At 42.3% G+C, this 12,746-nt stretch carries 12 protein-coding genes; 3 read left to right on the top strand and 9 right to left on the bottom strand.

Annotation, left to right across the window (positions count from 1 at the left end; translation table 11 throughout):
• Positions 1-60: 60 nt before the first annotated feature.
• The 3 genes from AC5590_RS06520 to AC5590_RS06510 are packed head-to-tail and all read right to left on the bottom strand — an operon-like array spanning position 61 to position 3,711.
• Entirely contained in the window at positions 61-2,808 is a 2,748-nt protein-coding gene (locus AC5590_RS06520) for a putative type IV secretion/conjugal transfer ATPase (RefSeq protein WP_169268395.1), read from the bottom strand.
• Positions 2,756-3,133, bottom strand: a complete 378-nt coding sequence (locus tag AC5590_RS06515; protein WP_169268394.1) for a hypothetical protein — start codon at positions 3,131-3,133, stop codon at positions 2,756-2,758. Before AC5590_RS06515 ends, AC5590_RS06520 begins: the two co-directional genes overlap by 53 nt.
• Positions 3,134-3,147: 14 nt before the next feature.
• Positions 3,148-3,711: a hypothetical protein gene (locus AC5590_RS06510; RefSeq protein WP_169268393.1), complete on the bottom strand. Its 564-nt coding sequence runs from the start codon at positions 3,709-3,711 to the stop codon at positions 3,148-3,150.
• Between the two features lie 651 nt (positions 3,712-4,362).
• Between AC5590_RS06510 and AC5590_RS06505 the strand changes: the two genes are divergently transcribed.
• Positions 4,363-6,723 (top strand): PhoX family protein, encoded by a 2,361-nt coding sequence (locus AC5590_RS06505; RefSeq protein ID WP_169268392.1) that lies wholly within the window; start codon positions 4,363-4,365, stop codon positions 6,721-6,723.
• Between the two features lie 94 nt (positions 6,724-6,817).
• Here AC5590_RS06505 and AC5590_RS06500 read toward each other — a convergent pair whose 3' ends face one another.
• Positions 6,818-7,387, bottom strand: a complete 570-nt coding sequence (locus AC5590_RS06500; RefSeq protein WP_169268391.1) for a group I truncated hemoglobin — start codon at positions 7,385-7,387, stop codon at positions 6,818-6,820.
• Between the two features lie 422 nt (positions 7,388-7,809).
• On the opposite strand from AC5590_RS06500, the gene AC5590_RS06495 reads away from it, so the two are divergent.
• The gene (locus AC5590_RS06495) at positions 7,810-7,938 is read left to right on the top strand and encodes a hypothetical protein (RefSeq protein ID WP_498822858.1); all 129 of its coding nucleotides are present in this window, start codon (positions 7,810-7,812) and stop codon (positions 7,936-7,938) included.
• Complete coding sequence (locus AC5590_RS06490; protein ID WP_169268390.1) at positions 7,935-8,855, top strand: sensor histidine kinase; 921 nt, start codon at positions 7,935-7,937, stop codon at positions 8,853-8,855. The genes AC5590_RS06495 and AC5590_RS06490 overlap by 4 nt, the downstream gene beginning before the upstream one ends.
• Here the strand turns inward: AC5590_RS06490 and AC5590_RS06485 are convergent.
• The 5 genes from AC5590_RS06485 to AC5590_RS06465 form a co-directional block, all read right to left on the bottom strand.
• Positions 8,815-9,288, bottom strand: a complete 474-nt coding sequence (locus AC5590_RS06485) for a GNAT family N-acetyltransferase (RefSeq protein WP_169268389.1) — start codon at positions 9,286-9,288, stop codon at positions 8,815-8,817. The genes AC5590_RS06490 and AC5590_RS06485 overlap by 41 nt on opposite strands.
• 107 nt (positions 9,289-9,395) lie before the next feature.
• Entirely contained in the window at positions 9,396-9,809 is a 414-nt protein-coding gene (locus AC5590_RS06480; RefSeq protein ID WP_169268388.1) for a hypothetical protein, read from the bottom strand.
• Between the two features lie 116 nt (positions 9,810-9,925).
• Complete coding sequence (secF, locus tag AC5590_RS06475) at positions 9,926-10,912, bottom strand: protein translocase subunit SecF (RefSeq protein WP_169268387.1); 987 nt, start codon at positions 10,910-10,912, stop codon at positions 9,926-9,928.
• Positions 10,909-12,324 (bottom strand): protein translocase subunit SecD, encoded by a 1,416-nt coding sequence (gene secD, locus AC5590_RS06470; protein ID WP_169268386.1) that lies wholly within the window; start codon positions 12,322-12,324, stop codon positions 10,909-10,911. The genes secF and secD overlap by 4 nt, the downstream gene beginning before the upstream one ends.
• 223 nt (positions 12,325-12,547) lie before the next feature.
• Positions 12,548-12,746: hypothetical protein (locus AC5590_RS06465; RefSeq protein WP_498822857.1), on the bottom strand; the 199-nt coding region annotated here is incomplete at its 5' end.

The following is a 12,746-nucleotide window of genomic DNA, read 5'->3' as shown; positions in this document are numbered from 1 at the left end:
ACCCTGCCCTGTCGGGCATCCCTCTCCTTAGCAAGGAGAGGGAAAGATTTTAGCGTCACATCAATAACCACGAATTGAGCCGATCAATTGACGCGCAAAATGAGAAACAGCCTCAAATTTATCTCCATATCGTTGCATTGCTTGATTACGTGCAGCTTGTTCATCAGGATTATTCGCCACGACTGCTAACTGTTCGTAGCCTGGGTAATAACGACAGTAAGTATAAACGCCATTATCATCAAGCAACCATTGACTATAAATGTCTTCTTTACGAGGGAAAAAACCTTCTGACGCATTGCGCGCAATAATTTCGCGAGGATATTTCAAGATTTCTACGAAACTATCAACAGCAACGGGTTGAATCCGACCAATTAATCTTGTTGATAAGTTTTGCAGAATCTTAGAAGAAGCTTTAGATTTGGCGATTGTATCAGGATCTTGTCCTGATAAAATAACTCTTACCCCTGCTTTTGCTCCGTTCGCGCAAAGTCTACCTACCAAATCAGAAATTTGATCGAATTCAAACAGAATTGGTGCTTCATCGATAAAGAATATGGAGGCGGGACTACTCAAAGCACGTCGCAGTGCTGCGGAATAAGCACTTAAAGACAGCAATGCTGCATCTTCGTTATCTGATAAGTTTCTCAATGCAAAAACTAACAATTGAGCATCAGTTGGAAAACTCGAAGGTGCAGAAACAGCTTGTCCGACTCGACTTTCCACCCAGAAGCGTAAACGGAGATTGATAACTTCGAGTGCATCATCAATTCTGCCACCTATACTATGCAGGTTAAGATGTTCCCGCGAACAGAAGATGAGAAAATCTTTTAAAGTTGGAGTTTTTTGCCAAGCTTCAGTCCCAAATCCTTCTAATATCGCTGCATGATAGCGCTTTTGAATTCCTTCGTCGGCGAAGAAGGTGTTTAAGGCTAAATTCAGAAGCGATCGCACTGTTTGCGCCAGCAGTTGATTACCAGTGGATGAACCCAGTACCATTGTCATCAACGCCGACTCAAGAAACGCGGCGTAGTCTTGAAAGCGTTCTCGCTGTTCTTCTTCATTCAAGAATCGCAAGTCTGGCTGTTCAAACAAATTATTGGATTGTTTGGAAATATCAAAATAAGCTCCTTTCTCTCCAACAAATTCTGTATAGTCGGTGAAGGTAGATGTACCATCTGGTTTCGGAAAGTCCAAGGCTACCACAGGCATATTATGTGCCAAAGCCTGGGTTAAAATTCCTGACACCAATACCGATTTACCCGCGCGAGTTGTGGCAAATAACGCTAAATTTTTGTGCTGCTTAAATAAATCTAGATGAAGTGGTGTACCTCCTTCGTCAGCAATTAATTCAAAACCTGTGCGATCGCCCGCCCTCGTTGTCACCAAAGGTATCAATCCCCAAACTTCGTTTGTGAGATACAATTGACGACGGTTGAAGGGTTTGGCTAACAGTATGTCCCAAACAATTGGCAGTGTTTGCAACCAAATTCTCCAAGCATATTCCGTTTCTCGAATAACTTGTGCTGGACGTTGAAAACAGTTTTCTATATACCTGCACGCTTCATCCAATTTGTCTCGGCTTTGGCGATGAACGAGAATAGCAATCCCTGTATAAATTGGCAACGCACCTTCATAAATTTGTTCTTGCGCCGCCACAGATTTTTTCAATTTTAATTGTGCGCCAACATCAATTGTATTACCTTTTTCTTGTGCTACTTTTGACGTTACATTCGACTGCTTCAGCACCCGTTGTAATGTCGTTTTGACTATTGCCGGGTTCGCTGCAGTTAACTCACAAAAAATCTCCGTTTCTACAATTGCATCCCTAGCAACCAGTTCCCATAAATAACGCAGTTGCGATGCTTTATTCAGCCATCCTCCCGGTTTTTCTAGAAACGTCATCACACCAACATAGCGATTTTTAATATTTACCCATTCACGGTCAGCAACAGGTACGTTTGACTCCATCAATAATGTGGTGCTATGGATATTTTCTAATAGTAATTTGCTGCTAGATAAATCAGAATAAATTTCTTCCTGAAGTCCCTTTTCATTTAAAACTAATAGTTGGGGAATATCTATCGGTTCAGTACTATTAAATCGTCGCCAAGCTTCCTGCCATAAATCTTTCGCAGTCAAGGCTTTAATATCCAAACCCCATTTATTAGATAAAATCTGTTCCCAACGCCGAAATCCTTCAGTATAAGCATTAGAAATCAAAGTTTCTAATCGTTGGTTTTCTCTTTCTGCTGCTTCACCTTTAAATGATAACCACCAAGACTCAGCCCTTGCCAAAAACTTCTCAATCCAATCATCAGCAGCAGAAGCATCTGGTTCTACAGTATATGTTACATACACCCGCAGAAATTTTGGTTTTCGGATACCAGCGCGAGTCAGTTGTTGTGTTCTGGCTCTTTCAGAGGTCAGCAAGTACTGTATACTAGGCGATTGAGTTTTCTGTACAAGAGATGCAAGCTCTTGTTGGCGTTTGTTATCTGTAGAAAAAGACCCCAAATGAAAAGTCACTCTTTCTTCTGGTGGAAGGTCTTTTAAACCAGCTTCTATATTGTTACAAATTGTATCTATTTGCTCTGTTCTTAAAGTGGTATGAATGCCTCTGCATTCAAATCCAAAAACAAAGCAAAATCTATCTCTTTGGCTACCTTTGGTCAAAATGTAAGCACCAACATCTCTGCCATCAACTGCAATACGCAGCATGGTGGCAAGATTTAAAGCATCTTCAAAAGGTGTTAGTCTATTTTCTTGACCTGCGATGCCTACGCTTTGTTTTCCTATTTTTTCTTTCATAGTGGAATTCTAGAAAACTTTTATAACGAGCAGTACCTCTTGTCCAGGTCGGAACACCGATAAATTTGCTCAAAAATCGCCAACTTCTACCACCTGTTAGTATCCACCAAGTTGCTATTCCCCACCCTGCAATTAAAACTGTCCACAACCATTTTTGCCATTCATCTGAGAAGACACCTCCAAAGATGCCATTCACAATCATGTAGGAAACTAGAGCTATAATTGTCCAAGGAAAAATTTGGTCAGCAGGAATTGGTCCTAAGGAAGGTTGGGTTCCCAAAATTTGGTTGACAGGTCGAAATTCTCTATCTCGCTCATCAGCCATAACAAATTCCTGACTTAATTATTATTACCAACGATAAAGCTCGTCAACACATCAGCAACAGTCACAGCAATAACTACCAACAACGGTGTTCTCGCGACGACTTGCCAATCTTCGTCTTTGCGAACGGCGTTAATCACACCAATCAGAGCAACAGCAATGTAGAGTAAGTAAAGTGCTCTTAAAACATTAAACACCAAACTCACTGCGGCTGCAGCACCGGTTTGTTGAGAACCTTGGGTTAAATTGTTTTTGAAAAATGTTTCTGCTTTTCCGAAAAATTGAGCTGCTGCTGGATCACTAAAGTAGTCTATCCAAAAGAAACTGAGTATTGCTGAAAATACCAGAGTTTGAAGTAATATGAGCCAAGGTTTCGGTAGAGCGATCGCTTGTCCTATTTGCTGAATAAATGCTACTGCGATAGTGCCCACGAGCAAGCAAAGTAGCAGACTCGGGCTTTGAGAGCAAATCACACTTAAAAAGACAGCAAAAGCAAGCAACAAGGGCACAGATGCCAACACATGAGTGAATCGGTGTTTGAGTTGATACGGTACTTTTAGCTGAGTAGATCTTAGAGGCATGGACTAACTTTCCTAACTTCTTTAACACAAACCACTTGTAGATAGTAGTTCATCTATAACTCTTTGTTGATAATTTATCATTACAATTTCAGAAATACCTTAGTTTCGCCATTATTTATTGGACACCTGTTCATTGCAAGTGCTGTATTATACACGACACAAAAGCAAATGATCAATGGCTAATATAACACACTTAATAAAAATCTTGTGTTTATGGATACGAATTCGGCTTTTCAAACTAATATCAAACTCACAAATATAGTTTCAATACATAATAAAAAACTACCAAAAACTTTTCTCAATTCACAAGTTAATTCCTAAAATAATCTTTTTTATAATTCCCAATAATTCAAACCAGTCTTATTAGTTTTTTGATAATCAATCAGAAAATAAACTGTTATTAACTAATGCATTACCTGGTCTTAACTTATAAATTATACATTCTCGTATATGCTCATGTTGTGTGGATTTCGTTCTAAGCTTTTTTAAAGCAGATTTCGTATCCACTGGATATTTGTTTTTTAATCTAGGCGAAACCAATGAAACCTTCGCCTAGAATTTTGCTGGAAATGATTAGGTTTTTTTGTCATCAATTTGTCTTATAAGACAACTCCTATAAAGAGTGGAGATTACACTGAAAAGGAAAATTTTATGTCTAAGTTAAATCGCAGACAAGTACTTATATTTTTTGCTGGGGCAGCTGGTGCTGTACTGGCAGATCAAGTTTTAGGTGGTACTGTCGATGCAAGAGAAGTAAAATTCGGACCTCTAGGTTTTACACCTGTACGCCTACCACATCCTCTGCCAATTTACAAGCAACAGAAGAACTACTTACCCACAGGAATCGGACAGGGAAAAACTCTTGATGCATCTGGTGATCTGAAGTTAGCTAGCTACAACGTCGTTGATGACGTTGTGGTGGCTCCAGAGTATGAACGGTACGTTATTGTTGGTTGGGGCGATCGCGTCTTCCCAAACCCCGAAGAATATTTCGGCTACAACAACGACTACACCGGCTTTATTCCTGTTGGCAGAGGTAAAGCAGGCGATGGCTATTTGTGGGTGAATCATGAATACGTCAGCTACCCAATTTCTGGTTTAGCACCAGAAACACCTACAAATCTCAGGGAAAATCCTGGTGTCTTTGCTCAGGTGATTGGGCGCGCTTTACCTACCACCAGAAATGCTGAAGTTGATGGAGAATTTTTATACAACATCGGCGGTTCTATTGTCCGCATTTCTCGCCGTGGCAATGCTAATGGTCGTTTCTATGTTGTTAAAGATCCCAAGAACCGTCGTGTTCATGGTCTTTCTGGCTTAGGAATCAACAAAGAACGTAAAGATGGCTATGAGAAAGTCACCTCTTGGGGAGGTTTGAGTTACCAACAAGGTGACGACAAGTATCTCATTGGAACAGGACCTGCTGCGAAGGAAGTTTTTGCTCTCAGTTCTGATGGACTGGGTGAAAAAATCATTGGTACAGGGTATAACTGTTCTGGTGGTACAACACCTTGGGGTACAATCCTGTCCGGAGAAGAAAACTTTCAAGGAAGTGAAGATTTTTTTGTTGGTGTTACAGAGTCAGTTAAACCTGATGGCACCCAAACAGGCTACACCAAAGGTACTGTTGGTGAAACCTTTGGTCTAGTTGGAGAAAAATACGGATGGATTGTAGAAGTTGCTCCTGACGATCCTAATTTCCGTCCACGTAAGCATACCTGGTTAGGTCGCTTCCGTCACGAAAACGTTGGTGTCCGTGCTGAAGCGGGAAACAAGTTAGTCGCCTACATGGGAGATGACAGACGCGGCGGACACACCTGGAAATTTGTCAGCAATGGTACAATCTCCTCACTGGAAGATAGAAGCAATAGCCAGTTGTGGGAAAATGGTACTCTGTACGTTGCTCGTTTCAATCCTAATGGTAGTGGCGAGTGGATTGCTTTAAACCTACAGACTCCCACCAATCCGATTGCGCCATCAGTGATATCTTCTGTAGAATACGACGCTTTAGGCTCAGCACAAAGAGATGGACTGCTGAAACTGCCTAGACGTAAAGACATTGCTGGGCAAACAACTGATGGTGGTGCTTTTAACTGCGATCGCAAAAACGAAACAACCACCCTAGCAGATTATCAAAACAAAAAGCTTTCCGACTTCTACACCAGCCAAGGTGCTATTCTTGTTGACGTCTTCTTAGCTGCTAACTTAGCTGGAGGAACCCCCACAGCACGTCCCGAAGATTTAGAAGTACATCCACGCACCAAAGAAGTCTTTATTGCTTACACCGACGGCGCACCTGGAAGCGACGGTTACCCTGATTCGCGCATCTTCCAAGTTGCTAAGTTAAGCGCTGCACCTAATGCGACTCAACAATCTGGGGGACTCTACAAGATTATTGAGAATACTCAAGACGGTACAGGTACAACCTTCCGGTGGGAGAGATTCGCCCAAGGTGGAGAAGCTGGTTCTGAGTTAGGCGCTGGTTTTGCCAATGTGGATAACCTCGTGATTGACGAACGGGGAAATGTCTGGGGTGTGACTGACATGTCCACCGATACCCACAACGGTTTTAGTCTTGGTGCAAATCCAACTGAAAACAAGATTGACCACTCTACAACTGGTAACGTTTCCACTTTTACCGGCGTCTTCGGTAATAACTGGTTTTTCTGCATACCGACCAGTGGTCCCAATGCTGGTCAAGTCATACCCTTTGCTCAAGGTCCAGTACGCTGTGAGATGACCGGACCAACCTTAGTCGGTGATACACTGTTTCTTTCCGTACAGCATCCCGGCGAAAACTCTCCAGTTAACGATGGTACACAACTCAGTCGCAGTATCGAACTATTGGATTTGACCGGTACGACCTTCGACCAGACACGCACGGTACCCCGTGGTAGTAGCTGGCCAAGCAATATTCCTGCTAGTGATGGTGGTAGCAATCAAGCAACAGGTTTACCACGTCCAGCAGTCATTGGCATTCACCGTAAAAATTCTAAGGGCAGATTTTTATAACTGTTAACATAAGCACTAACATAAGCATGGGAGATAACTCCCATGCTCATTAAAATATAACCAAACAGATTAAGAGTGTACTATCCCTGGTTTATCACCTTTCGACAATCTCGCCTCTGAAACTATTGGCAAACGCCAGCACTTCGTCCTTCTCTGGTTGATTGACCCCATTTTTATCAAGGGCTTGTGCTATCCCATTAACAAAAGCATCATATTCAGCGTTCGTCAGACCAATTCCACTATGGGAAAGCTTCATACTCCGCCCAGTATAAACAGCAGGACCACCAGCCGCTTGGGTGAATTGATCCACCAGCAACTGACGTAGTCGCTGTTTTGAGTTGGTGCTCAAGCCAATAAAGTATTTACCAATCAGTGGGTCATTGAATACGATTTGCGCGGTATCGTCAATGACTGCAGCGATCGCATTGTAGCCTCCTAGCCTCTTATAGAGAGACTTTTCACCTGAACGTGAATCATAGGGAGGAGCTTTTGCTAAACGTGAATCATACTGAGCTAGAGCCGCTTGCGCTGTTGATAGTTGTGCTGGCGGCGTTGTCGTGGAATAAGCTAAACTAGGGGTTAATCTGAAAACAGTCACAACCACGAGTGTGATACAAGCCAATGCCAACCAGAAAGCCTTTGTGAATAGGCTTTGTATTTTCATTATGAAAACTCCTCTCTTAAGTATGGAAAAGCATGATGCTTGGTAATTTTTTTCTTACACCAGAGAAAATCCTTAGTGTAATTGCTGAAATATTACTTGCTATAAATTAAACTATATGTGCCGTGCAGTTACTATGCGCAATTTGTAAAGATTGAATGATTTATTGTAAAGATTTCGTCATCCTTTCTTTGTATGCTAGAATATTTAACTTTTTATAAAAGTAACCTCCCTAAAGCGCACGCTGGAGGTATACGCAGCTTTTTTTAAGACTTACAAAGCAGCGTACCTTATAAGCTTGGTTTGTCGGATGCTCCCCAATCAACTCAGTATAAAGAATAAAGATCATCGCAGTGTTCGGGACAAAGTGCAGTGTGTAAACAATTTCAGGTTTTCTGTTCAACCTCAAACTGGGTGACAAACAGATGAACTTTCATCTGTACCTAGAAATTCAGTCTTTGAGGACTTTGTTGAAAACTGGTGAAATGGAAACTCTGGAACTAAGTCTAGTGTCTGTATGGTCAATGAAAAAGGTCATGATTGCTAAATTATGAATGAAAACTGGGTTTATCTAGGAGCAGGACTAGCAATAGGGATTGCTGTTCGTGGGTTATTTGCACAAACAAAGGTATCTTCTAGCTCATCGACAGTCTTATCGCAAGATGAACAACACGCTACGCCAATACTCCAGCAGCAGATGAAGCAAACGCAGCTAGCGTATTATATGGCACGAGAAATAAGCCAGTTTAAGGCGGGGTTTTTGGCGCGAACGACTCATGTGTTGCGATCGCCCCTAAATGGTCTGATTGGCTTGCATCAGTTAATCTTATCCAACTTATGTGACAATCCAGAGGAAGAACGAGAATTTATCGCTCAAGCTCATGAGCGAGCGCTAAAGTTACTCAAGCTGATTGATGAAATTCTTAGCGTTGCCAGGGTCGAACATGGTACAAACAAATTACAAATTCAGCCTTTAAACTTATCCGAATTGTTGCAAGAAGTTCACGATTTGACTTATATGCTGGCTGAAAATCGCAATTTTCCCTTTCAAGTTCTACCGCCAAATCCAGAGACATATATACTGGCAGATCCCTACTGGCTGCGACAAGTATTAGTCACTTTAGTGGAAAGTTGCATTGCTCAAATGGAGGAAGGCAGCATCTGTATTTCTGCTCATGTTGGGCACACAAGTGATCACGTTCATCTTTGGTTGGATGTACCAACCCATGCAACTTCTCTAAATGAGCCGATAGATTTTATGACGTCGAAAAATAACTCACCTGAAGCTGACAAGAAAAATGATATTCTCTTGCCAGGAATGAAGCTTCTACTCAATCAAACTCTTTTGGAAGTCATGGGGGGAAAGTTAGAAGTAGTTCCCTCTCCCGCCCTTGAGGAACAAGCCTCGGATGTGACGAGGCTACAAGTCTCTATCCCCCTAGTGATTCCTGAAGTTGAACATCTACACTAAGAGAATTAAATTTAGGTTGGTTATATAAAACCATTGTGGTGGTAGAATTCTGTTGGAAACCAATCCTTTCGTAGAACCGCTGCTTGTGAGTTGTCATCAAATAGACACGCTCAACACGATTCATGCGCGGGTGGCTCAAAACAGTTTCCACCAACTTACTTCCGAGTCCAGTATCACGGTACTCTGGATGAATGGCAACATCCCAAATGGTAGCGCGATAAACACAATCAGAAGTTGCTCTAGCAAAGCCAATTAATCGTTCTCCATCCCAAACGGTAATCACAGGGTCGCTGTTTGCAATCGCTATGCCTAAATCTTCAATGCTGCGATTATTTGCCCAGAAAGCAGAAATGTTTAAGAGCTGTTGGATCTGATAAAGGTCGATTTTAGACTTGCGATCGCTAAATCGAATCTGATTGTGACTAGAGTTCATGGATGTTACCGAATCGTTGGAGTATATTCGCTACCTTTTTATCCGATTTTGTAAGATAGTGCTATACCTGTATCAATTGTAAGCTTAAAAAAAGTTAATATTTTCATTTAACTACAAACCCATTTCCAGAAAGGATGACTTGGTCCTTGCTGACGTATCCGGAAAACCTGTTGTTCTAAGCGTTCCTTTTCCTGCGGTGGTAGTCCGAATAAAATATTGCTACTTTGCCAAATTAGAACAGCAACGGTCATACCGAGACAAAAAAATAGACCAAGACTAGCCAATAAATGGTAGTACAGACCGTATCGCACAGCTACCCAGGTAAAGTATTGTCGCCACAGAACAATTTCGCCTCGTAAGCCCCATACACAAAAGGGCGCGATTGTCAACCATAAAAAGCCAACAAATAACCATCGGCTATAAACTTCTAATTGGTGTAGGTTTTGTACTTGTTTTGTCAAACACAAATCACTGTTGTCTTTGTACCAGTTAGTTTTTCGTTGTTCTTCTGGTTGATCCATAGGTGAATGTGAAATGAGAAGATAGTGCGGCAGAGTCACTCAATTCGGGAACAGGCAACAGCAAACATTTAACTCTTAACAGAAACTCGTCAAATCTCACTTTTGCAAGAGGTCAGTTATTTTTCTGATGCTGCTGCGTCAATCGATTCAGTTGTGCTTTGGCTGGGTGTTGATTTACCTGTACGTTCTCGCCACCAAATCAGAAGAGTACTGGCGATGAAGATACTAGAATAAGCCCCTGCAGCAAAGCCAGTAATCAGTGCCAAGGCAAAATTTTTCAGTGTTTCTCCCCCGAAAAAGAAGATAGCAAATAATGTCAATAACACAGTGAGAGTTGTGTTTATTGACCGTGCTAAAGTTTGATTAACTGCATCATCTACAATCTCGCCAATTGGGCGATTAGGACTTGTTTTGAGAGTTTCGCGAATGCGATCATAAATGACAACAGTGTCGTTAACGGAAAAACCTGTAATCGTCAGCAACGCCACAATAAAAAGGCTATCGACTTCCGTACGCAGTGTTAAACCTAGAATCGAAAAAATCCCTACTGTGATTAATATATCGTGAAATAGGGCGACGATCGCAAACACAGCGTAGTCCAACTGAAAGCGGACAGCCATGTAGATAGTGATGCCAACGAAGGAAACAAGCAGAGCAAGTAAACCAGTCCTTAACAGTTCTTGCCCAAGGGTAGGACCAACCGTGTTAATTTGGTTTTTTTGCGGATCGAAAGCGCCTATTTTTTCGCTGAGGGTATCTTGCAGTTGAGTACGTTGTTCAGGAGTTAAACTTTTTGTCCGAAGTGATACGCCGTTTTCTTTGCGTGTTTCCTTGTCGGTAACAACTTGGATACTGCTATCACCCAAACCTTGTGCTTGCGCCACTTCCCGCACAACATTGATATCTATTGGCTTGTCGCAGTTGTTGGGCTTGGTACAATCCCGTTCAAACTGCAACCGCGTACCACCAACAAAATCTAAACCAGGGCGCAGGGGAGAACCAATTTGTTGCCAAGAAATCACCATTGAGATGATACCAGCAAGAATAACGATGGCAGACGCAGTCCACCATAGCGATCGCGATTTGCTAATACTCAGTTTCATCTTGCCACCTCTGCCTTATTTGTCACTGGTGGTACGTTCGGACAGAAAAGTTCGTTTTTACGCAGCGCCGGGAAAGTTATTGCCAAAAACATGAATGTGCGACTACAAGTGACTGCTGTAAACATACTGACACCAACACCCAATGCCAAAGTCAGAGCAAAGCCTTTAACCAAACCAGACCCTAACCAGAACAATGCAGCACAAGCAATCCATGTTGTGACGTTACTATCTAAAATACTAGAAAACGCTCGGTAAAAACCAGATTCTACAGAACGATATAAAGATTTGCCTGCTCGCAACTCTTCTCGTGTACGTTCAAAGATGAGTACGTTAGCATCAACCGCCATACCAATGCTAAGAATAAAACCAGCAATTCCTGGCAATGTCAGGGTGACGCCTAACAAAGCAAAGCTTGCCCAAGTCAGGAGAGAATAAATCACAAGAGCTATATCCGCAATCAGTCCTGGGAGTCGATAGTAAACCACCATAAAGATTAATACTAAACTCAAACCACCAATTCCGGCATAAATGCTGCTTTGAATACTGTCTTTACCTAAGGTAGCTCCTACTGTACGATTTTCTACAATTTCCACAGGTACAGGTAGTGCACCACCCCGTAGCTGCACGCCTAAGTCATTGGCTTCTTGTGAAGTAAATCGACCTGTGATGACAGCAGATCCTCCACTAATACCAGATGCGGCAAATTCTGGACCGACGGTAGGAAAGCTAATCAGTTCGTTATCAAGAAAAATACCTATACTGCGTCCGGTACCAGCAAGTTGTTTTGTCAGTTCGGCAAATAGTTGACCACCTTGATCATCGAAGCGAATGGCTACATTCCAGTTATTGCTTTGAGTTGGTTCGCCATAAGCGTCTTTAAGGTACTTACCAATGAGTGGTGGATTTGTGCTTTCAAATAATTCAGCGATCGCTGAATTACTCTTTTTGAGATCTTGCTGATTTTTTTCAATTGCAGCTTTGTCGTTAGTCTTTCGTTGTTCTTCCTGCTTTGCTTTCAATTGTGTTTTTGATGCGTAAAATGTATTCAGTTGAATTTCTGTATTTGGCTTTTGCTTTTTGAACTCTAGCTGCGCCGTACCTCCCAGTACGCGTTCTGCTTGCTGTGGGTCGTTTACCCCTGGTAACTGTACTAAAATCTTGTCTTGACCTACAGTTTGGATCACTGGTTCCGAAACGCCTAAACCGTTAATCCGACCTTCTACGACTTTTTTAACAGCGTCTAATTCTCGCTCAGTTATCTGTGTAATTTCCGGTGTCGTTTTTACCTGAATTGTGAGCTGTGAGCCTCCCCGCAAGTCTAATCCCAGAGATAAAGGAATCGTAGCAATCGCCGCAATTGCGGCAATTACCAAAACTAAAATCAAAGCTAATAGCGATTGCTGTCTTTGCATACCCTTACTTGCTGCGACAAAGGCTATAATAGCGCTCTTTGGAAGAGTTGTGACCTATGAGTTGACAGTTTTGAGCGACAACTTTTACAAAGAATTAGGGTGAGGAACTGTTACTTGATTTATGTGCATATCTATGCATAATTGTGAGCATACATAGATATGCGCGGCATATTCTGCCAACCCTTGCGGGTAATGTTTGTTTGGACAATGATTTGAGAGCTTGTTACGAAAACGACACTACAGCTAGAAACCTGTTTGCTGATGAGCCACTGCGTTGCGGTGAATCCAGCGCTGCCAAGAGTTGTGCCTTGCGGTGAATCCAGCGCTGCAGGCGGGTTTCCCGCCGTAGGCGACGGGCGTTCCCGGAGGGAGCCAGTACTTGATGAGTGTTTCCCGACAGAGGTATCTGGTGAGACCAGCGC

Origin of the sequence: Brasilonema octagenarum UFV-OR1, from assembly GCF_963888615.1 — a bacterium.
Classification (GTDB): Bacteria; Cyanobacteriota; Cyanobacteriia; order Cyanobacteriales; family Nostocaceae; genus Brasilonema; species Brasilonema sennae.
Note: the sequence above shows the minus strand (reverse complement) of the source record. Positions and strands in the feature narration are given on the sequence as shown.

Excerpts from the sequence above, each read along its gene's own strand:
- secD (WP_169268386.1), bottom strand. The coding sequence starts at position 12,324 with ATGCAAAGACAGCAATCGCTATTAGCTTTGATTTTAGTTTTGGTAATT.
- AC5590_RS06485 (WP_169268389.1), bottom strand. The coding sequence starts at position 9,288 with ATGAACTCTAGTCACAATCAGATTCGATTTAGCGATCGCAAGTCTAAA.
- secF (WP_169268387.1), bottom strand. The coding sequence starts at position 10,912 with ATGAAACTGAGTATTAGCAAATCGCGATCGCTATGGTGGACTGCGTCT.
- AC5590_RS06510 (WP_169268393.1), bottom strand. The coding sequence starts at position 3,711 with ATGCCTCTAAGATCTACTCAGCTAAAAGTACCGTATCAACTCAAACAC.
- AC5590_RS06515 (WP_169268394.1), bottom strand. The coding sequence starts at position 3,133 with ATGGCTGATGAGCGAGATAGAGAATTTCGACCTGTCAACCAAATTTTG.
- AC5590_RS06500 (WP_169268391.1), bottom strand. The coding sequence starts at position 7,387 with ATGAAAATACAAAGCCTATTCACAAAGGCTTTCTGGTTGGCATTGGCT.
- AC5590_RS06490 (WP_169268390.1), top strand. The coding sequence starts at position 7,935 with ATGAATGAAAACTGGGTTTATCTAGGAGCAGGACTAGCAATAGGGATT.
- AC5590_RS06480 (WP_169268388.1), bottom strand. The coding sequence starts at position 9,809 with ATGGATCAACCAGAAGAACAACGAAAAACTAACTGGTACAAAGACAAC.
- AC5590_RS06520 (WP_169268395.1), bottom strand. The coding sequence starts at position 2,808 with ATGAAAGAAAAAATAGGAAAACAAAGCGTAGGCATCGCAGGTCAAGAA.
- AC5590_RS06505 (WP_169268392.1), top strand. The coding sequence starts at position 4,363 with ATGTCTAAGTTAAATCGCAGACAAGTACTTATATTTTTTGCTGGGGCA.
- AC5590_RS06495 (WP_498822858.1), top strand. The coding sequence starts at position 7,810 with ATGAACTTTCATCTGTACCTAGAAATTCAGTCTTTGAGGACTTTGTTG.